A 20,005-nucleotide genomic window follows, 5' to 3' on the forward strand; every position below is an offset into this window, starting at 1 on the left:
ACCTGAGCGCTCAAGCATCAAAGCCGTAAAGCTGTGCAGGGTTGTCCACCAAAATGCGTTGCAGATCGGCATCACACGCAACCCAGGCGGGCAACAAGTTCAGCAAGGCGGCATTGGAGGGCACGGGGTCTTGATTGGGGTGAGGCCAATTGCTCGCCCACAAACAGCGCTCGGGGTAATGGGTCGCAAGGTAACGTGCCAGCAAACCCACATCGTCGTAATAAGGCGCTCCGTGGCGCGAAGTCTCATAAGGTGCAGACAGCTTGACCCAAACACGGCCTGTGTCCAGCAAGCGGCACAGGGCCTGAAACGCCGGGTCGTCCGTGCCCGAAGGGGGCTCCAGAAATTTTCCGTTGTGATCGATCACCAGCGGCACATCCAGGCTTTGCAAGAGTGGCAGGCGCTGCACAAACTCACAGCCATTGAACTGCACATTCAAATGCCAGCCCAAAGGCTGCACCTTGACGGCCATCGGTGCCAGCGCATCCCAGCCCAACAGCCCGCCAGGGAACATCATCATGCGCACACCCCGCACGCCTGCGGCATGCATGGCTTGCAATTGGGTGTCGCTCACCTGCACCGGCACCATGGCCACGGCCCGGGCGCGGCCGGGCATGCTGGCCACAGCGGCCAAGGTGCAGCGGTTGTCAAAACCATAGCCCGTGGGTTGCACCACCACCACACGCGTCAATCGCAGCGCGGCCTGCACTTGGGCATAGTCGGCCATGGGGGCGTGCGGTGGCTTGAAGGTGGCAGTGGACGCCAAAGGGTAAGCCTCGTCATAGGCGTGCATGTGGCAGTCGCAAGCCCCGGGGGGCACAACCCATGAAACTGCGGTCATCGCGCTGCCCGATCCTGCCAGCGTTGGGCATGGGCCGGGTTGACCGCACCGTGGGGCATGCGTCCTTGCAAAATGTCTGTCGTTTGCACCACGGTTTCGAGCGCCTGATGGGCAATGGCTGGCGGCGTCAAACCGCCCACATGGGGGGTGGCGATCACACGGGGGTGACGCGCCAGATCGGCTGAGGGCATCTGGTCCGCCGCACGCCCCACGTCCAGCGCAGCACCGGCCAACAGCCCTTGGTCCAGCGCGTGCAACAACGCCTGCTCGTCGACCAATTGGCCCCGCGATGCGTTGATGAAAAACGCCGTAGGTTTCATCAGTGACAAAGCTTGGGCATTGATCAGGTTTTCTGTTTCGGGCGTTGCGGGGGCCAGGCACACCACATGGTCGGCACGGGCCAACAGTTGCAGCCAGCCCACCGACGCCACGGCCGGATCTTGCGGCACCACATAGGGGTCGTAGACACACACCCGCATGCCAAAAGCCTGCGCCAGACGGGCCACAAGGCGGCCGATTTCGCCATAGCCAATGATGCCCACACACGCTCCACGCAGTTCAGCCCCCATCCGGGGCTCCACAGTCTGGCCTTGCCGATAAGCCAGCGTGGCTGCGCTGATGTGGCGACTCAGATCGATCATGACCCCGATCACCCATTCCGCCACCGACGGACCAAAGCCGGGGCTGGCACGCGTGACCAGCACACCTTCCCGGCTTGCCGCTGCCACATCGATGGTGCGAATGTCCACCGCACAACGCACGGCAGCCAGCAAACCCGGCACCGCCGCGAAAAAATCGGCATCCAGCGCCGTCTGCCGATAGGCAATCAGCACGTCACAGCCTTGGGCTTGTTCAATCAACTCGGCCGTCGACCAATCGTGCGCATCGGGGTTGAGTTTGACGCTGGCCACCTGATGCAAACGGGCCAGCGCCTGTTCGCCAAAATAGGTCTGCAGGCGCTCGCGGGGATGGGTGACCAGCACCGTGGGCAAAGACATGGCTGCGTTCACAAGCCCATGGTGCGGGGCAGCCAAAGCGAAATTTGCGGCACGTACGTGACCAGCATCAACACGAACAACAAGATCACAAAGAATGGCTTCATGGCCCTGACCACTTGCTCGATTTTGACTTTGGCCACAGCACTGCCAACAAACAGCACGGCCCCCACAGGTGGGGTGATCAGGCCAATGCCCAGATTGACCATCATGATCATGCCGAAGTGAACCGGATCTACACCGATGGTTTTGATGACGGGCAACAAGATCGGCGTGAGGATCAGGATCAAGGGCGCCATGTCCATCAGGGTGCCCAACACCAGCAGCATGATGTTGATGCACGCCAAAATCACCCAGGGCTCATGGCTCAAGGCCGTGAAGACGGTGGTGATCTTGAGCGGAATCTGCATCAAGGTCATGATGTAACCAAAGCTCGCGGCAAAGCCAATCAGGATCATCACGATCGTGACGGTCTTGACGGTGCGGTGCATCAACTTGGGCAGGTCTTTCCACTTGTAGTCACGGTAAATGAACATGGTCACAAAAAATGCCCACACCACGGCGATCGAGGCCGACTCGGTGGCCGTGAAAACCCCCGACAAAATGCCCCCCAAAATGATGCCCATGGTCATCAAGCCCCACAGTGCATCGGCGCAAATTTTGAGCGCCTCTTTCAAGGGGATGACGCGGCCTTTGGGGTAGTTTTCCTTGCGCGCCACATACAGGCAATAAACCGCCAGGCTCAAACCCAGCAGCAACCCGGGAAACACCCCGGCCATGAACAGCGCCGCGACCGAAACCGAGCCCCCTGCGGCCATGGAATAAATGACGGCGTTGTGGCTGGGTGGAATCAGGATGGCCTGCACGGAACCGCTCACCGTCACGGCCGTGGAAAAAGGTCGGGGATATCCGTTTTTTTCCATCTCGGGAATCAGGACCGAGCCAATCGATGCGGTGTCCGCCACCGACGAGCCGGAAATGGCCCCAAAAAAAGTGGAGGCCAAGATGTTGACCAACGACAAGCCGCCGCGCACAAAACCGATCAGCACCCCCGCAAACGCCACCAGACGCCGCGACATGCCCCCCTCGGCCATGATCGCGCCGGCCAGCACGAAACACGGGATGGCCAACAAGGAAAATTTGTTGACGCCACTGGCCATTTGAATCATTACCGCATCCAGCGGCAAATCGATCCACAAGGCGCCCAACAAAGCCGCCAGACCCAGGGCATACGCCACCGGCATGCCCACCAACATCAACAAAACAAAACTGCCAATGAGAACCAATGCATCCATGATCAGATCGCCTCCGCCGATGTGGGGCCTTCGTGGTCAAAAACCACCACAGCACGGTCATGCGCAGGCCCCCAAAACAGCACCTCCAGCACAAACACCAAGGTCATGAATGCCCCCAAGGGGAGCGGCATGTATGTCCAGCCCACCGCCATCCAGGGCAAATCACCCAAGGTCTGCCCCATGGTTTCCGTGGCCAGTTTGCCACCCCAAACCACGACGAACACACAGATGCCCGCCATGCACAAATGCACCAGCGCGGCGCAGGTTTTTTGCAAGGGCTCGGGCAGGTGATCGGTCAGCATGCCCACGGCGATGTGCGATCCCGCCCGGTAACTGGCCGCTGCGCCCAGGAAGGTGAAAGTCACCATCAACAGCACGGCCACAGGCTCAGGCCAGCTGGAGCCTGTGCCCAGCACGTAGCGCGTGAACACCCCCCAAGGGATGATGAGGCTCATGCAAAAAATCGAGAGGCCGGATATCCAGATGCACAACAGATACAGGCGATCAAACAAACGCAGCATGATCAAAGCCCTCAGGAAGATTGAGTCCATACAAACAACCGGGACAGGGTCTGCCCTGTCCCAAACAGCGGCAGCACGCTACGCGCTGCCGATTCAAGCTCACTTGACGGCTTCGATGCGTTTGATCAACTCGGCATACTGGCTGCCGTATTTGGCACGCACAGGGGCTGTGGCGTCATAGAAGGGTTTTTTGTCCACTGTCTTGAACTGAATGCCGGCCGCCTGGAGTTTGGCGCTGTATTCGGCCACGCTCTTGTCCCACAAGGCGCGCTGCTCCATTTGGGCCTCGCGGGCAAACTTGATCAAGCTGGCCTGATCGTCCTTGTTCATCTTGTCCCAACTCACTTTGGACATCACAAAAATCTCGGGAATGATCAGGTGGGTGGTCTGGGTGTAATACTTCACGCCGGCCGAATAGTGGTTGGCTGTGAACAAGGTCGGCGGGTTGTTTTCTGCACCATCGACCACACCGGTTTGCAAGGCACTGTAGGTGTCGTTGTGACCCATGGTGATGCCGTTGCCCCCCATGGCGTTCATGGTGTCCACAAACAAGGGGTTGCCCATCACGCGGATCTTGAGGCCCTTCAGGTCAGCGGGTGACTTGATTTCTTTCTTGGTGTACAGACTGCGCGAACCACTGTCCATCCAGCCCAAAGCCACCAGACGGGCTGGACTGTTGGTGATCTTGTCCAAAATTTCTTTGCCCACTGGGCCATCGATCACGGCGCGCATGTGCGCCTCGTCACGGAACACAAAGGGCATGTTGAACACGTTCACATCGGGCACCACCGGCCCCAAAATGCCCAATGAAATGCGGGCAATCTGAATCGCACCGATTTGAGTTTGCTCCACCACCTCTTTTTCAGAGCCGAGGACACCACCGGGAAACATCTGCAACTTGTAGCGACCGCTGGTGGCCGCTTCGAGCTTTTTGCCCATGTTTTCAACCGCCACCACGTTGGGGTAGCCCGCGGGGTGCACGTCCGAAGCCTTTAGCACGGTTTGTGCCGAAGCCACTGGGGCCATGCACAAAGCCAGCATGGCGGCTGCCGTTGAAGAAAGCAGGTTTCTGCGAAAGTTCATGGTTGTCTCCTGTTATGGGTTGAGGCAATTGAGATCAACTGAAACCTTGCAAAACCTCAACCAAGTCATCAGTTGTCGTACAATTGAACCATGATTATCGTTGAGCTTCAAGATTCGGACAGCTAGGGATTACCCATGGATACAACGAGCACCACACTGAAAAAACCTGGCGGCCTGGCTGTCCAGCTGGTCCAGGCCATGACCGAACAAATCCGCAGTGGCCGCCTGAATGCTGGCGACAAACTGCCCACCGAAGCGGCCATCATGAAAGACTTCGGCGTGAGCCGCACCGTGGTGCGCGAAGCCATCTCCCGGCTGCAAGCCTCAGGCTGGGTCGATACGCGCCACGGCATCGGCACCTTCGTGCTGCACCAAAGCGAACACCCGTCTTTTCGCATCAGCCCCGAGCACATGGGCACCCTGCGAGAAGTCATTGCCCTGCTGGAGTTCCGCATCAGCGTGGAAACCGAGGCCGCCGCGCTGGCTGCTGTGCGTCGCACGCCTGAAAACATCGCAGAACTGCAGTCCGCACTGAGTGCTTTCAACAGCGCCATCGAAGAAGGCCGGGACGCTGTGGCTGCCGACCACCAATTCCATCAAGAAATTGCCCGCGCCACCCAAAACCACCACTTCACTGACCTGATGAACTCGCTGGGCGCAGGCGTGATTCCACGCGCCCGCATCAGCAGCATCCTGAGCTCCGACCCCGAAAGGCAGAACTATCTGCGACGAGTGAATCAAGAACACGAGAGCATTTACAACGCCATTGCCGCGCAAGATGTGGAGGCCGCTCGCGCTGCGATGCGCACCCATTTGGCCAACAGCCGGGAGCGCCTGCGCAAAAGCGACCCCGACAGCACCTGAGGCCGACAAACGCAAAGGCACTCACGTTTTCCCCAATGAAAAAAGCGGCCCTCAAGTTGTACGATGTCTATTGACCAAAGTTCCAACACCATGACACCCCAAAACACCCCGACCGTCACCCGCATGCAGGTGATCCCTGTGGCCGGCCACGACGGCATGCTGCTGAACCTGAGCGGTGCACACGGCCCGTTTTTCACCCGCAACATCGTCATCCTGACCGACTCGGCAGGCCGCACGGGCCTGGGCGAGGTGCCCGGCGGCGAAAAAATCCGCCAGACGCTGGAAGACGCCCGCCCCCTGATCGAAGGCCAGCCGATTGGCGACTACAACCGCGTGCTCAACGCCATGCGCCAGCAGTTTGCCGACCGCGACAGCGGGGGGCGGGGCAACCAGACCTTTGACCTGCGCACCACCATCCACGCCGTCACCGCCGTGGAGTCGGCTTTGCTGGATTTGCTGGGCCAGCACCTGAACGTGCCGGTGTGCGCCCTGCTGGGTGAAGGCCAGCAGCGGACGCGGGTGCAAATGCTGGGTTATCTGTTCTATGTGGGCGACCGCCAGCAAACCGACCTGCCCTACCGCAGCGAACCCGACCAGGCCGACGACTGGCTGCGCCTGCGCCACGAAAAAGCCATGACGGTCGAGGCCGTGGTGCGATTGGCCGAAGCCGCGCAAGCCCGCTATGGCTTTCAGGACTTCAAACTCAAAGGCGGCGTGCTGCGCGGTGAAGAAGAGGTCGAGGCCATCGTGGCACTGCATGAGCGTTTTCCGCAGGCTCGCATCACACTCGACCCCAACGGCGGCTGGCTGCTCAAAGACGCCATTCGCCTGTTGCGCGATCACGGTAACACCATGGCGTATGCCGAAGACCCCTGCGGCGCAGAAGGCGTGTTCTCGGGCCGCGAAGTCATGGCCGAATTCCGCCGCGCCACCGGCTTGCTGACCGCCACCAACATGGTGGCCACCGATTGGCGCGAGATGGCCCACAGCATCCAACTGCAGTCGGTCGACATTCCGCTGGCCGACCCGCATTTCTGGACGCTGCAAGGCTCGGTGCGCGTGGCCCAGCTGTGCCAGATGTATGACCTGACCTGGGGCTCACACTCGAACAACCATTTCGACATTTCGCTGGCCATGTTCACCCAATGCGCGGCAGCGGCCCCCGGCAAAGTCACCGCGATCGACACGCACTGGATTTGGCAAGACGGCCAGTTCCTCACCAAAGACCCGCTGCAAATCAAGGACGGCTATGTCGATGTGCCCGCCAAACCCGGCTTGGGCATCGAGGTGGACATGGACGCGGTGATGCAAGCGAACCAGCTTTACCAACAACACGGCCTGGGTGCCCGCGATGACGCCATCGCGATGCAATACCTGATCCCTGGTTGGAAGTTCAACAACAAGATGCCTTGCATGGTGCGCTGAGCACCCGGGCGATTCCGTACAAAGGACACAACATGAAACTCGGATTCATCGGCTTGGGCATCATGGGCGCGCCCATGGCCGGACACCTGCTCGCGGGCGGCCACGAAGTCTTTGCTTTTTCGCGCAGCGGCGTGCCTGCTGCCGTGCTCGAACAAGGTGCCAAAGCCTGCGCCAGCCCGACCGAGGTGGCGCAGCACGCCGACATCATTTTCACCATGGTGCCCGACACCCCGCATGTGGAAGACGTGCTGTTTGGCGAGCAGGGTGTGGCCAAAGGCCTGAGCGCAGGCAAGACCCTGGTAGACATGAGCTCCATCTCACCCATCGCCACCAAGGCATTCGCAGCCAAGATCAACGCTCTGGGTTGCGACTATCTGGATGCCCCGGTGTCCGGCGGCGAAGTGGGCGCCAAAGCGGCCAGCCTCACCATCATGGTCGGCGGCAGCGAAGCCACCTTCAACAAAGTGCATCCCCTGTTCGCCCTGATGGGCAAAAACATCACCCTGATCGGTGACAACGGCAGCGGCCAGACCTGCAAGGTGGCCAATCAGATCATCGTGGCACTCAACATAGAGGCTGTAGGCGAAGCCCTGTTGTTTGCGGCCAAAGCCGGTGCAGACCCGGCCAAAGTGCGCCAAGCGCTGATGGGGGGCCTCGCCACCAGCCGTATTCTGGAGTTGCATGGCGAACGGATGATCAAGCGCACCTTCAACCCGGGTTTCCGCATTGAGCTGCACCAGAAAGACCTGAACCTGGCGCTGGAAGGTGCCAAGGCCATGGGCCTGAGCCTGCCCAACACGGCCAACGCTCAGCAACTGATGAACACCTGCGTGGCGCACGGCGGCGCAGCATGGGACCACTCCGGCCTCGTGCGTGCACTGGAGATCGCGGCCAATTTCCAGGTTGCTGGCAACTGAACATCCCCCCATTCCCAAAAAGAGAAAAACACCATGGACATGCCCATCAACCATTTCAAACACGCCATCCAGTCCGGCCAAAAGCAAATTGGCCTGTGGTCGCACCTGTGCAGCAACATCAGCACCGAAATCCTGGCGCACTGCAACTTTGACTGGCTGCTGCTGGACATGGAGCATTCTCCCAACGACCTCACGGAAATCGTGGCGCAATTGCAAGCCATGAAAGGCAGCCCGACCACGCCAATAGTGCGCCCACCGTGGAACGACATGGTGACCTTCAAGCGCTTGCTCGATGTGGGCGTGCAAACCCTGCTAGTGCCCTACATCCAAAACGAAGAAGAAGCCCAACAAGCGGTGTCCTACACCCGCTATCCGCCGCACGGCGTGCGCGGTTATGCGGGTGCACCCCGCGCCAGCCACTATGGCCGGGTGAAGGGTTATGCCCAACACAGCAGCGAAGAAATTTGTGTGCTGCTTCAGGTCGAAACCGTGCAAGGTTTGCAAAACATCGAAGCCATTGCCAACGTGGACGGCGTGGACGGTGTGTTCATCGGCCCCGGCGACTTGTCGGCAGCTTTGGGCCACTTGGGCAACCCCAAGCACCCCGAGGTGCTCAAAGTCATTGACGAATCCATCGCACGCATTCGCGCCTGCGGCAAAGCCGCTGGCATCTTGACGGGCGACGAAGCCCTGGCCAAACATTACGTAGATCAAGGCTGCCTGTTTGTGGCCGTGGGTGCCGACCAGAACGTGCTGCGCGACAGCGCCACCGCACTGGCGGGCCGATTCAAATCCTGAACACCGGACAACACATGCTGAACACCCCCGCCTCCACCATCCGATTTCCCCGCCTGCTGCTCACGGGCGCTGGCGGCAACTTGGGGCAAGTGCTGCGCCCCCGCCTGAAAGCCTATTGCGATGTGCTGCGCGTCAGCCACCGCCGCGATCTGGAGCCTGCGACGGCTGGAGAGGAAGTCCAACTCGCCTCCCTGGAAGACAAGGACCAGATGATGGCCTTGCTGGACGGCGTGAACGCCGTGGTGCACATGGGCGGCGTGTCGACCGAACAGCCCTGGGAGCCCATTTTGGCGGGCAACATCGTCGGCATGGTCAACCTGTACGAAGCGGCACGCCTGAAGGGCGTCAAGCGCATCGTGTTCGCCAGCTCCAACCATGTGACCGGTTTTTACCGTCAGGACGAAGTGGTCAACACCCGCATGCCGCCCAAGCCTGATGGCTTTTATGGCCTGTCCAAAGCCTTTGGCGAAGACCTGGCCCAGCTCTACTGGGACCGCTGGGGCATCGAGACCGTGAGCATCCGCATCGGCTCGTCGTTCACGGAACCCAAAGACCGCCGCATGCTGGCCACCTGGCTGAGTTACGACGATCTCGAACGCGTCATCGTGGCTGCGCTCACCGCACCCATCGTCGGCCACAGCATCATCTACGGCATGTCGGACAACCAGACCACCTGGTGGGACAACACACACGCCAGACACATCGGCTACCGCCCGCAGGATTCGTCCGATGCGTTCCGCCCTGCGGTCGAAGCCCGCCAGCAGAGCATCGACAAGCAAGACCCGGCCGCGATTTACCAAGGCGGCGCGTTCGTGAAGGCCAAGCCTCACGGTTGAAGGGCGGTGACGCCGCCAAGCTTGCCCGCAGGCGATGGTGATGAACGCACAACAGACCGCATTTGAAGTGGCGGGTGCGCGCAGGAACACTACAAGAAATTTCAAACGCACTGCGGCAAGTTTCACAGCCTGCACCACGCGCCACGGCTACGATGGGCAGCATTTCACACCTCTACACACCCAGGAGACTCGCCCATGCCCGTGATCACCACCATCGAAGACTTGCGCGTTCTGGCCGAAAAGCGCGTGCCGCGCATGTTTTACGACTACGCGGACAGCGGCTCCTGGACCGAGAGCACTTACCGGGCCAACGAAAGCGATTTCCAGAAGATCAAGCTGCGCCAGCGCGTGGCGGTGAACATGGAAAACCGCAGCACCGCCAGCACCATGGTGGGTCAGCAGGTCGCCATGCCCGTGGCCATTGCCCCCACGGGCCTGACGGGCATGCAGCACGCCGATGGCGAAATTCTGGCCGCTCGCGCTGCCAAAAAGTTTGGCGTGCCCTTCACCTTGTCAACCATGAGCATCTGCTCGATTGAAGACGTGGCCCAGCATGCGGGCCAAGGCTTTTGGTTTCAGTTGTACGTGATGAAAGACAAGGGCTTCATCGAGCGCCTGATCGACCGCGCCAAAGCGGCCAACTGCGGCGCATTGGTGCTCACGCTCGACTTGCAGATCCTCGGCCAGCGCCACAAGGACCTGAAAAACGGCCTGTCTGCCCCCCCCAAGCTGACGATTGCCAACATGATCAACATCGCTACCAAGCCCCGCTGGGCCCTGGGCATGCTGGGCACCTCGCGTCGCCAGTTTGGCAACATCGTGGGCCACGTCACGGGCGTGGCCGACATGAGCAGCTTGTCTTCGTGGACCGCTTCGCAATTTGACCCAGCGCTGAACTGGGGCGACGTGGAATGGATCAAAAAGCGCTGGGGCGGCAAACTGATCCTCAAGGGCATTCAGGACGTGGAAGACGCGCAACTGGCTGTGCAGTCGGGTGCCGATGCGCTGATCGTCAGCAACCACGGCGGCCGCCAGCTCGACGGTGCGCAGTCCAGCATCGAAGCCCTGCCCGGCATCGTGGACGCTGTGGGTCAGAACATCGAAGTGCACATGGACGGCGGCATCCGCAGCGGCCAGGACGTGGTGAAAGCCCGCGCCCTGGGTGCCCAGGGTGTCTACATTGGCCGCTCCATGCTGTACGGTCTGGGTGCCATGGGCGAAGCGGGCGTGACCAAAGCACTCGAAATCATCCACAAGGAACTCGACCTGACCATGGCCTTTTGCGGCCGCACGCAAATGGACACCGTAGACAAGAGCATCTTGCTGCCCGGCACCTTCCCAACCGGCACCTGATCGACGCCTGATCGGGGCCTGCGCCCTTTTGAGCCCGATTCAAGCAGCCCCCTGGGGCAAAACCCCACGGGGCCGCGCTATGCTTGAAGGGTGACTTCTTCGCCCACGTCAACCGCCATCGCCTCACCCGTGCGCCGCATCGCCCACCTCGACATGGACGCGTTTTACGCGTCTTGTGAGTTGCTGCGCTACCCGCAGCTCAAGGGCCTGCCCGTGGTCATTGGCGGCGGCCGCCGCAAAGAAGACGACCTGCTGGGCAAGCTGCAAGCGGCCTACCCCGACGGCGAGTGGACCGAAGAGACCTTTGCCGAGCGGCTGGACCGCATCCCGGTGGACTTTTTCCCGCGCATCGAGGGCTACACCGGGCGCGGCGTGATCACCACCGCCACCTATGCAGCGCGGCAGTTCGGCATCGGCTCGGCCATGGGGCTGATGAAAGCGGCCAAGCTGTGCCCGCAGGCCATTTTGTTGCCGGTGGACTTTGACCGCTACCGGCATTACTCGCGCACCTTCAAAAGCATCATCCTCGACATCGCGCCTGTCATGCAGGACCGGGGCGTGGACGAGGTTTACATTGACTTCACCGACGTGCCCGGCGGCCAACGCGAAGGCGGTCGGGTGCTGGCGCGGCTGATCCAGAAAAGCATCTTTGACGCCACGGGCCTGACCTGCTCGGTGGGCGTGGCGCCCAACAAGCTGATCGCCAAGATGGCCAGCGAGTTCAACAAACCCAACGGCATCTCCATCGTGCACGAGGCCGACCTGCAAACCCTGATCTGGCCCCTGGCTTGCCGCAAGATCAACGGCGTGGGTCCCAAGGCCGATGAAAAGTTCAAGGGCTTTGGCATCCACACCATCGGCGACTTGGCTGCACGCGAACAGCACTGGCTGATTGAAAACTTTGGCAAAAGCTATGGCGCTTGGCTGCACGAAGCGGCATGGGGCCGAGACGACCGCCCGGTGGAAACCGAAAGCGAGCCCGTCAGCATGAGCCGAGAAACCACGTTTGAGCGCGACCTGCACACCGTGCGCGACCGCGCCGAACTGGGCGCGGTGTTCACCCGCCTGTGCGAACAGGTGGCGGCCGACTTGCAGCGCAAAGGCTACGAGGGCAAGACCATCGGCATCAAGCTGCGCTATGACAACTTTCAGGCCGTGACCCGCGACCAGTCCTTGCCCGGGTACACCGCCGACGCCAAACAAATCCGCCAAATCGCGGGGCAGTGCCTGACAAGGGTGGACTTGACACGCCGCATTCGGCTGCTGGGCGTGCGGGTGGGCTCGCTGGTCAAGGCGGGGACAGCCCCTGCCGTGGTCAACCAACCCATGACGGCTGAAGAGCCGGGCCCTGGATCGCAAACGCAGCTGCTGTTCACGAACGACTGAAAAGCATGTCGCCGGTCAACGGCTTTGCGGCGGAGTTCCCCTAGGCGGCGATTTCTTCAATTTCGGAATATCAGAAACAAATGGCAATCCATGGGTGGCCTTGATTGAATTTCTGAAATACCGAAATTATTGTTGACGGCTTAACAAAAATCCGATAATTTCGGATTTTCAGAAATATTCACATCAAGGCTGGATACAAGCTCCGGATACCGCTCACCTGAAAGTTCAACATGGATGACACGCCCGCTCGGCAAGCCACGCTTTTGAACAGTGCCAGCGCACTCGGCCCCGTTGTGCGCGAACGACGCAAATCCCAAGCGTTGCGCATCGACGATGCCGCCGGGCTGCTGGGCGTCTCGGTAGACCTCATGTCCCGGCTCGAAAACGGCCAGGGCACGGTGCAGCTGAACAAAGCCATGGCCGTGCTGGACGGGTTGGGGCTGACTTTGATGGTTCTGCCCAAAGACCACCCTTGGGTACGCGAGGCCACGGCCACAAACGCCACAACGCCCACGGAAGAAAAGCCATGACCCACGCGCTGCATGTCTGGGCTGACAACATCCCCGTCGCGGTCATCGAGCACGAAGGCCGGGATGACCAGTGGGGCTTGCGCTATGCGCCGCCATGGCTCGCCGATGCCCAGGCTTTCCCGCTGTCGCCTGCGCTGCCACTGCGGCACGCTGTGCACGCCTCTGCCACCATCAAACGCTTCATCGAACACTTGCTCCCGGAAGGCCGGGCGCTGGACGTGGTGGTCGCCTACAAAGGCCTGACCAAGACCAATGTCTTTGGCCTCATCTGGGCGCTGGGTGCCGAGACGGCAGGTGCCCTGCGCTTCACGGGCGATGCAGCAACAGCAGCCACAGATGCGACCACCAAGGCATCGACACCACGCGAAATACCGCTGAGCGAACTGGACGACCGCATCGCCCAGCGCGAACAGGTGCCGCTGACCGTCTGGGACGGCCAGGTGCGCATGTCGGTCGCGGGCCTGCAAGACAAGCTGCTGGTTTACATCGACAAACCGTTGGTGGATGGGGGCCGTCTTTTCCTGGTGGACGGGCAACAACTGGCCTCCACACACATCCTCAAACCAGACACGGGCAACCCCAAGACGCCGCACCTGGCCGTCAACGAGCACTTTTGCATGTCGTTGGCCCGCCGCATGGGCCTGCCGGTGGCCGAAGTGGACTTGCTGCGCACACCACGCCCTGTGCTGGTGGTGCGCCGCTTCGACCGCACGGTTCAGCACACGGGCGATCAAGTGCAAGTCCAGCGCCTGCACATCATCGACGCCTGCCAGGCCTGCGACTTGCCGGTGAGCTACAAATACGAACGCCATCTGGGCAACGCTCCCGAAGTGCGGAACATCCGGGATGGCGTGAGCTACGAAAAGCTTTTTGCCTGCGCCGACCTGAGCGGCAACAAGGCCAGCACGCGGCTGGCGATGCTGCGCTGGGCACTTTTCCAGTTCCTGATCGGCAACAGCGATGCGCACGGCAAGAACTTTTCGTTTTTCGTGCGCCCAGGTGGCTTGCTGGAGCCAAGCCCTTGGTACGACCTGGTGAGCGTGCTGCAATACCAAGGCTTCGACACCGAACTGGCCATGGCCTATGGCGATGTTTTCGAGCACGACGCGGTGAGCCCCTTCGCCTTGGCAGACTTCGCCACCCGCTGCGGCATCGACCGCAAACTGCTGCGCCGAGAAGGCCAACGCCTGGCAAAACTGGCTGAAACAGCGGCCATGGCACAAGCGCAGGCGGCGGATTACGAAGAGGACGAACAGGCATTTGTCCAAGGCATCGCCAGCTTTGTGGCCCAGCAGGCGCAACGACTGACCCGACTCGTCGCAGACGCCGCCAGCATCAAGGCCGAATACCTCTGACCCGACTTGCCAAGGCCACCCTCTACAAACCCTCCGGTCAAAACGGGGACAGCGCGGCCCATCAACGATGAGCTAACCTCCGCCCAAGGAGACACCCCATGGACAAACTCAACTGCTTTTCTTTGACGACTGAAGGCCATGTTGCCCACTTGGTGATGAACCGCCCCGAGGCGATGAACACCATGCACCCCACCTTCTGGCGCGAGCTGCACGAGGTGCTGACCGATATCCACAAGGCAGGCACCGCCCGGGCTCTGGTGATCTCCAGCACCGGCAAACACTTCAGCGCGGGCATGGACCTGCAAACCTTTGGCAGCGCTATTCAAATGGACGACACCAGCGCCGAAGGCCGCTCGGCCGTGTACGACCTGCTGACCGACATGCAGCACACCTTCACCCTGCTCGAAGAACTGCGCATCCCGGTGATTGCAGCCATCCACGGCGGCTGCATTGGCGGCGCGGTGGACATGGTGACCGCCTGCTGCATGCGCTATGCCTCGGCCGATGCTTTCTTCTGCATCCAGGAAATCAACATCGGCATGGTGGCCGACGTGGGCACGCTGCAGCGCCTGCCCAAACTGCTGCCCATGGCACTGGTCAAAGAGCTGGCCTACACAGGCCGACGCCTGAGCGCCGACAAAGCACTGGCCCACGGCCTGGTGAACGAGGTGCTGCCCACCCACGAAGCCACCGTGGCCGCCGCCCTGCAAGCGGCCAAAGAGATCGCCAGCAAACCACCCGTCGCCATCTGGGGCACCAAGCAAGTGCTGCACTACGCACGCGACCACAGCACCGAAGACAGCCTGCGCCACATGGGCTGGCTGCAAGGCGCGATCTGGAGCAACGCCAACGTGCGCGAGGCCATCAGCGCCATGCAACAAAAACGCGAAGCCAACTTTGGGCCGCTGCCAGCGCTCAAGGGGTTTCGGGAGTTTGGCTGAAGCACGGCGTCAAACCCAACTCAAAAAAGCTGATTACACCGGGGCAAACGGGTTAAACACCTCAAACCCCAGCGCCTGAAAATCCGCCACATTCCGCGTCGCCACGGTCAGCCCGTGCACTTTCGCGGTAGCGGCAATCATGGCGTCTTCATACAAGGTGTCAGACTTTCGGTGCATCAATTTCGCCCAAGCAGTGAACGCTGCGGCGTCCATGGGCAAGACGTTGTACGCGCCTGCCACCAAGGCCAGCCAGTCTTCAATTTGCTGAGCCTTTTCGGGGTCTTGTTCCCGGGTCAGCTCGATGCCCGCTTGAATTTCGCCCAGGGTGACGGCTGACACAAAAAGCTGGGCGTCATCCAGCGATTCAAGCCAAGCCAGAACACCCCCATGCGGGCGCGGCTTGCGAAGTTCAGACACCACGTTGGTGTCCAGCAAATACCGCTGCGTCACAGCATCGGCTCCACAGGTCTACGCTTGGCTTTACCGCGAGGCGGCACGATCAAGTCGGTGCGAGCTTGGTCTGAGAGCAAAAGTTGCTTGAGCGATGGGCGAGCTGCCGACTGCATGCGTCGCCACTCTTGCACGGGCACCAGCACGGCAGCTTCGGCACCGCGTCGGGTGACCATTTGCGGCCCCTCGACCAGGCACGCATCCAAAAACTCACTGAACCGCGCTTTCGCGTCTTGTACTGGCCATGTGTGCATCTCAGCCCCCTTAAACTAGTCAGCTATATAGTCTGCTCATAATTACCCCCCCTGTCAAGGCAAACTGTAGGCGAGTCCCGTACATCACTTTTGGCGCATCAAGTTTGGGGCGCTTGCTCGCTGTGTCACACACATACCGTGCAAGCGCCATTCGAATCATCAGTGCTCGACGGGTCACCCGTTCTGAAAGGAAAATTTATGAAGAAAGTTGAACCTGAAATGCGGGCAGAGTACAAGCGCTCTGACTTCTCCAAGCTGGAACGAGGCAAATTCTTCAAAGCTGCCACCAAAGGCACATCGGTCGCCCTGATCGAGCCCAAACTTGCGAAAGCATTTCCCACATCAGAAGCGGTGAATGAGGCGCTCCGTGGCCTGCTGGTTCTGGCAGACGAAACAGCTCGCATCACTGGCCGAACCAACAAAGTTTCGCGCAAACAGGCCGCAGCCTGAGTTTCCAAAAACCCCTGGCCCACGGCCTAGCGAACGACGTGCTGCCCGCCCACGAAGCCAATGTGGTCGCCGCCCGGTAAGGGGTCAAAGCAACTTTTATTAAACTGCCCGTGCCCATCTGGGGCACCAAGCAGGTGCTGCACTGCGCCCGCGACGGTACCGAAGTCAGCCAGCACACGCTGCCCAAGCTACCTCCTCCGTTCACAACCCTCATTCATCAACCATGTTCAGTGCTGCATTCATTTGGGAGCCCGGATCCTACGACGCTGAGTTCAACGAACTCAATGCCATCATCGATGCTGTGGCTAAAGCCTCGCCCGGCTTTATCGGGGTCGAAGAGTGGGCTTCAGACGATGGCAAACGTCGCAATGCCACCTATTATTGGGAAACCATGGATGGCCTCAAAGCGTTGGGAACCCATCCCAGCCACATCGAGGCAAAACAAAAATATGCCCAGTGGTACAAGGGCTATCACGTTGTCATCTCGGAGGTCATCGAGTCTTACGGCGACTCTGCCTTTCAGCACCTCACACCCAATCAGCGCCATGCAAGCTCACTGACGTGAATCAGTCGCAGGGCACCGTGACCTCGAGTCCAATGGATTGAGCACTTCAAACCCCAGCGCCAGGAATTCAGCCTCATTCCGCGCAACTGCGGTCAGTCCATTCACTTTCGCGTTGGCGGCCATCATGGCGTTAACGTCAAACATGGCGCAGGCAGCGAGGTCGGCACGTCAATTTTTGACGGAGTTGAGCGGGCCAGCTGCTGGCCGCACCATGGTAAATTTGACTTCTTTTTGATCCATCGACCAAGCTCTTGGTCAAGACCTCATGCCTGCTTTGTTGTTTCGAGTATGTCAAGGGCCGCAACGGCGCAAACAGTCCGCAAAGTACGAACAAAAAGATCCACCAAGCCACCCCATTGAACGGGGTCATCGATTCGACCGGGTGCGCTGCTTGCACGCATGCCGATGAGTGCCCGCCTCACGCTCTCCCCCCAAGGCCACCTTCGATTGGTCTTGCATGGCCCGGATTCGGACGCCGCCTATGCCTTGGACGCCCCCTTGGATGCGAGCCTGGAAGGGCCTTTGGACAAGGCCTTTTCGGCAGGCACGGGGCACGGCCTGCTGCATTTGGGGGCCACTGGTGTGGGGCAGGTTTTGCCGGCTGCATTCGCTTGGTGGCGTGACTTTGCCGCGCGTTATGTGACAGGTCTGTGTGCCTTGCCAGACGACACCTCAGTCACGGACATCACGGTCGCCGTGCCCGAGCGGGCGGCGCTGGAGACTTGGCTGCTTGACCTGCCGCCCATGCGCGGGGCGGAGTATGCCGATGCCGACGTTCTGGCGCAGTTGTGGGCGCAAACAGAGGCAGCGCTGCGTGCAGAGCTGGCCGCATCGCGCATGGGCGTGGCCGAATTTCTGCACAGCTGCAACGCGGCCTGGCACCAGGTGGGCAGGGTCCATTTCAATCTCGCAGAAAACCGCAAAGACCCGGACTCACCCTTCGCCTTCCTCGCCACCTACACCTCGCGCCTGTCCGCGCACGGCAAAGCCCAGCACATGCCGCTGTCGCGCGCACTGACCGAATTCTCAAACGGCAAGCAGCAAGCGCAACTGCTCAACCTGCTGGTGCCCGTGCAACGTGCGGCGGAGCATTGCGCGTGGTTGATGGAGATGGTGACCGAAGGCGAGATTTACCACCCGCTTCGCTGGACGCAAGAACACGCCTATGCATTTTTGCAAGATGTGCCCAAGCTAGAGGCCGCAGGCATTGTGGTGCGCACCCCCAGCAACTGGGCCGCAGGCCGCCCCGCACGCCCCAAGGTCAGCGCCAGCATTGGCAACCAACAGCCCTCAGTGCTGGGCATGGACGCCTTGCTTGACTTCGACATGGGCATCACCCTGGGTGACGACAAACTCACAGAGGCTGAAATACAAGCGCTTCTCCAAGGTGGCGATGGCCTGCAACTCTTACGCGGCAACTGGGTCGAGGTGAACGCGCAAAAGCTCAAACGCATGCTACAGCGCTTCACCGACATCCAAAACATCAGCACCAGCCAAGGCCTGTCGTTTGCCGAGGCCATGCGCCTGACGGCACGCGCCTCCCTCGATGCAGGCGATGGCACGGATGACGCCGCAGCCGACTGGTCTGAGGTCAACGCAGGGCCGTGGCTTGCCCAAACGCTGCAAGGCCTGCGCCGACCCGAAGGCTTGGCCCACATTGATCCGCGCCCCGAATTGCAAGCCACCTTGCGCCCCTACCAGGAAGCGGGCGTGCGCTGGCTTTACCTGCTAACGCGGCTGGGCCTGGGCGCTTGCCTGGCTGATGACATGGGGCTTGGAAAGACCATGCAAATCCTGTCCCTGCTGGTGGTGCTCCAACGGGAAAGCAAGCAAGAGAGTCAGCACAAAAACACCGCGCCCTGCTTGCTGGTGGCCCCGGCTTCGCTGCTGGCCAATTGGCATGCAGAGAGCCAGCGTTTTGCCCCCAGCCTCAAGGTTCTCATCGCCCACCCGTCGGCCATGCCCGCAGACCCATTGCGTGCCTTGGAAGCCGCCGCCTTCGCGCAGGTCGATCTGGTCATTACCAGCTACAGCACGCTGCTGCGTTTGCCTGCGCTGCTGCAAATGCGCTGGCGGCTTGTGGTGGCAGACGAAGCGCAGGCCTTGAAGAACCCCAGTGCCAAGCAAACGCAGACCATCAAAAAGCTCAACGCGGCCAGCCGCATCGCCCTCACCGGCACGCCTGTCGAAAACCGCCTGTCTGACCTGTGGTCTATTTTTGACTTCACGCACCCCGGCCTGCTCGGATCGGCCAAAGTCTTTAGCAACTTCGCCAAGCGCCTGGACAGCCAAAAGCACTACGGCCCCCTGCGGGCACTGGTCAGCCCCTACATTCTTCGCCGCCTCAAGACCGACAAACGCGTCATCAGCGATCTGCCCGACAAGACGCAAACCAATGCCTGGTGCCACTTGCGGCCCGCACAGGCGGCCTTGTACCAAGCGGCGGTCAAGGAGTTGGCCCAGGCTTTGGAGACTGCCGACGGCATGGCGCGGCGCGGTTTGGTGCTGTCGTACTTGATGCGCTTCAAACAGATTTGCAACCACCCCTCGCAATGGCAAGGCAACGGCGCATGGGACGAAGAAAACAGCGGCAAATTTGCCCGCTTGCGCGAGTTGGCAGAAGTCATCGCGGCCAAGCAAGAAAAGATGTTGGTCTTCACCCAGTTCCGCGAAACAACGGCACCGCTGGCCGCCTTTTTGGGCAGCATCTTTGGCCGCGAAGGCCTGGTCTTGCACGGCGGCACGCCGGTGGCCCAACGGCGCGAGTTGGTCAAACGGTTTCAAGAAGACGATGCCACGCCCTTCTTCATACTCTCCCTCAAAGCCGGGGGCTCAGGCCTCAATCTCACCGCCGCCTCGCACGTCGTTCACTTTGACCGCTGGTGGAATCCCGCCGTCGAAAACCAAGCCACGGACCGCGCTTATCGCATCGGCCAAAAGCGCAACGTGCTGGTGCACAAATTTGTCTGCCGAGGCACTATCGAAGAGCGCATCAACCAGATGATCGAATCCAAACAAGCCCTGGTCAATGACGTGCTGCAAAACGAGACCGAAATGCAGCTCACCGAGCTGAGCGATAAAGAGCTGCTCAATTTGGTGCAGCTCGATATTCACACCGCCATAGAGGGCTAACCGTCCACCACCCA

21 protein-coding genes are annotated in these 20,005 nt (G+C 60.6%); 14 read left to right on the top strand and 7 right to left on the bottom strand.

Going from position 1 to position 20,005, the window contains the following annotated elements; all coding sequences use genetic code 11:
• Positions 1 to 10 precede the first annotated feature (10 nt).
• The 5 genes from B9Z47_RS07645 to B9Z47_RS07665 form a co-directional block, all read right to left on the bottom strand.
• Positions 11 to 841, bottom strand: a complete 831-nt coding sequence (locus B9Z47_RS07645; protein WP_108330612.1) for an amidohydrolase — start codon at positions 839 to 841, stop codon at positions 11 to 13.
• The gene (locus tag B9Z47_RS07650) at positions 838 to 1,833 is read right to left on the bottom strand and encodes a D-isomer specific 2-hydroxyacid dehydrogenase family protein (RefSeq protein ID WP_108330777.1); all 996 of its coding nucleotides are present in this window, start codon (positions 1,831 to 1,833) and stop codon (positions 838 to 840) included. The genes B9Z47_RS07645 and B9Z47_RS07650 overlap by 4 nt, the downstream gene beginning before the upstream one ends.
• A gap of 14 nt (positions 1,834 to 1,847) precedes the next feature.
• Positions 1,848 to 3,131 carry a TRAP transporter large permease gene (locus B9Z47_RS07655; protein ID WP_108330613.1) on the bottom strand — a complete coding sequence of 428 codons (1,284 nt, stop codon included), beginning with the start codon at positions 3,129 to 3,131 and terminating at the stop codon, positions 1,848 to 1,850.
• Positions 3,132 to 3,133: 2 nt separating this feature from the next.
• Positions 3,134 to 3,586 (bottom strand): TRAP transporter small permease, encoded by a 453-nt coding sequence (locus tag B9Z47_RS07660; protein WP_233253704.1) that lies wholly within the window; start codon positions 3,584 to 3,586, stop codon positions 3,134 to 3,136.
• Positions 3,587 to 3,751: 165 nt separating this feature from the next.
• Positions 3,752 to 4,735, bottom strand: a complete 984-nt coding sequence (locus B9Z47_RS07665; RefSeq protein ID WP_108330615.1) for a TRAP transporter substrate-binding protein — start codon at positions 4,733 to 4,735, stop codon at positions 3,752 to 3,754.
• Between the two features lie 135 nt (positions 4,736 to 4,870).
• On the opposite strand from B9Z47_RS07665, the gene B9Z47_RS07670 reads away from it, so the two are divergent.
• From B9Z47_RS07670 to B9Z47_RS07715, 10 genes are all read left to right on the top strand, one after another.
• The gene (locus tag B9Z47_RS07670; RefSeq protein WP_108330616.1) at positions 4,871 to 5,599 is read left to right on the top strand and encodes a FadR/GntR family transcriptional regulator; all 729 of its coding nucleotides are present in this window, start codon (positions 4,871 to 4,873) and stop codon (positions 5,597 to 5,599) included.
• A gap of 90 nt (positions 5,600 to 5,689) precedes the next feature.
• Positions 5,690 to 7,024 carry a glucarate dehydratase gene (gene gudD, locus B9Z47_RS07675; protein WP_369911863.1) on the top strand — a complete coding sequence of 445 codons (1,335 nt, stop codon included), beginning with the start codon at positions 5,690 to 5,692 and terminating at the stop codon, positions 7,022 to 7,024.
• A gap of 11 nt (positions 7,025 to 7,035) precedes the next feature.
• Positions 7,036 to 7,941, top strand: coding sequence for a 2-hydroxy-3-oxopropionate reductase (locus tag B9Z47_RS07680; protein WP_369911912.1), 906 nt, complete (start codon positions 7,036 to 7,038; stop codon positions 7,939 to 7,941).
• A gap of 33 nt (positions 7,942 to 7,974) precedes the next feature.
• Positions 7,975 to 8,739 (top strand): HpcH/HpaI aldolase/citrate lyase family protein, encoded by a 765-nt coding sequence (locus tag B9Z47_RS07685; RefSeq protein WP_108330619.1) that lies wholly within the window; start codon positions 7,975 to 7,977, stop codon positions 8,737 to 8,739.
• 14 nt (positions 8,740 to 8,753) lie between these two features.
• Positions 8,754 to 9,575 carry an NAD(P)-dependent oxidoreductase gene (locus B9Z47_RS07690; RefSeq protein ID WP_108330620.1) on the top strand — a complete coding sequence of 274 codons (822 nt, stop codon included), beginning with the start codon at positions 8,754 to 8,756 and terminating at the stop codon, positions 9,573 to 9,575.
• 195 nt (positions 9,576 to 9,770) lie between these two features.
• Positions 9,771 to 10,928 (top strand): alpha-hydroxy acid oxidase, encoded by a 1,158-nt coding sequence (locus B9Z47_RS07695; protein ID WP_108330621.1) that lies wholly within the window; start codon positions 9,771 to 9,773, stop codon positions 10,926 to 10,928.
• 153 nt (positions 10,929 to 11,081) lie between these two features.
• Positions 11,082 to 12,314: a DNA polymerase IV gene (dinB, locus tag B9Z47_RS07700; RefSeq protein ID WP_233253724.1), complete on the top strand. Its 1,233-nt coding sequence runs from the start codon at positions 11,082 to 11,084 to the stop codon at positions 12,312 to 12,314.
• Between the two features lie 230 nt (positions 12,315 to 12,544).
• The gene (locus tag B9Z47_RS07705) at positions 12,545 to 12,844 is read left to right on the top strand and encodes a helix-turn-helix domain-containing protein (RefSeq protein ID WP_108330623.1); all 300 of its coding nucleotides are present in this window, start codon (positions 12,545 to 12,547) and stop codon (positions 12,842 to 12,844) included.
• Positions 12,841 to 14,199, top strand: a complete 1,359-nt coding sequence (locus B9Z47_RS07710; protein ID WP_108330624.1) for a HipA domain-containing protein — start codon at positions 12,841 to 12,843, stop codon at positions 14,197 to 14,199. The genes B9Z47_RS07705 and B9Z47_RS07710 overlap by 4 nt, the downstream gene beginning before the upstream one ends.
• A gap of 98 nt (positions 14,200 to 14,297) precedes the next feature.
• Positions 14,298 to 15,140, top strand: a complete 843-nt coding sequence (locus B9Z47_RS07715; protein WP_108330625.1) for an enoyl-CoA hydratase-related protein — start codon at positions 14,298 to 14,300, stop codon at positions 15,138 to 15,140.
• 33 nt (positions 15,141 to 15,173) lie between these two features.
• On the opposite strand, the gene B9Z47_RS07720 is transcribed toward B9Z47_RS07715, so the two are convergent.
• Together B9Z47_RS07720 and B9Z47_RS07725 are read right to left on the bottom strand one after the other, a co-directional pair.
• Positions 15,174 to 15,590 (bottom strand): type II toxin-antitoxin system VapC family toxin, encoded by a 417-nt coding sequence (locus B9Z47_RS07720; protein ID WP_108330626.1) that lies wholly within the window; start codon positions 15,588 to 15,590, stop codon positions 15,174 to 15,176.
• Positions 15,587 to 15,844 (bottom strand): type II toxin-antitoxin system Phd/YefM family antitoxin, encoded by a 258-nt coding sequence (locus tag B9Z47_RS07725; protein WP_108330627.1) that lies wholly within the window; start codon positions 15,842 to 15,844, stop codon positions 15,587 to 15,589. Before B9Z47_RS07725 ends, B9Z47_RS07720 begins: the two co-directional genes overlap by 4 nt.
• A gap of 122 nt (positions 15,845 to 15,966) precedes the next feature.
• Between B9Z47_RS07725 and B9Z47_RS19200 the strand changes: the two genes are divergently transcribed.
• From B9Z47_RS19200 to B9Z47_RS07745, 4 genes are all read left to right on the top strand, one after another.
• The gene (locus B9Z47_RS19200; RefSeq protein ID WP_369911914.1) at positions 15,967 to 16,056 is read left to right on the top strand and encodes a hypothetical protein; all 90 of its coding nucleotides are present in this window, start codon (positions 15,967 to 15,969) and stop codon (positions 16,054 to 16,056) included.
• Positions 16,043 to 16,294, top strand: a complete 252-nt coding sequence (locus B9Z47_RS07735; protein WP_199226296.1) for a hypothetical protein — start codon at positions 16,043 to 16,045, stop codon at positions 16,292 to 16,294. The genes B9Z47_RS19200 and B9Z47_RS07735 overlap by 14 nt, the downstream gene beginning before the upstream one ends.
• A gap of 223 nt (positions 16,295 to 16,517) precedes the next feature.
• Positions 16,518 to 16,859, top strand: coding sequence for an antibiotic biosynthesis monooxygenase (locus tag B9Z47_RS07740; protein ID WP_108330629.1), 342 nt, complete (start codon positions 16,518 to 16,520; stop codon positions 16,857 to 16,859).
• A 405-nt stretch (positions 16,860 to 17,264) separates the two neighbouring features.
• A complete protein-coding gene (locus B9Z47_RS07745; RefSeq protein WP_369911869.1) occupies positions 17,265 to 19,991 on the top strand; it encodes a DEAD/DEAH box helicase in 2,727 nt (908 codons plus the stop codon).
• The last annotated feature ends 14 nt before the right edge of the window (positions 19,992 to 20,005 follow it).

It is taken from the genome of Limnohabitans sp. 2KL-1, assembly GCF_003063435.1.
GTDB lineage: Bacteria > Pseudomonadota > Gammaproteobacteria > Burkholderiales > Burkholderiaceae_C > Limnohabitans_A.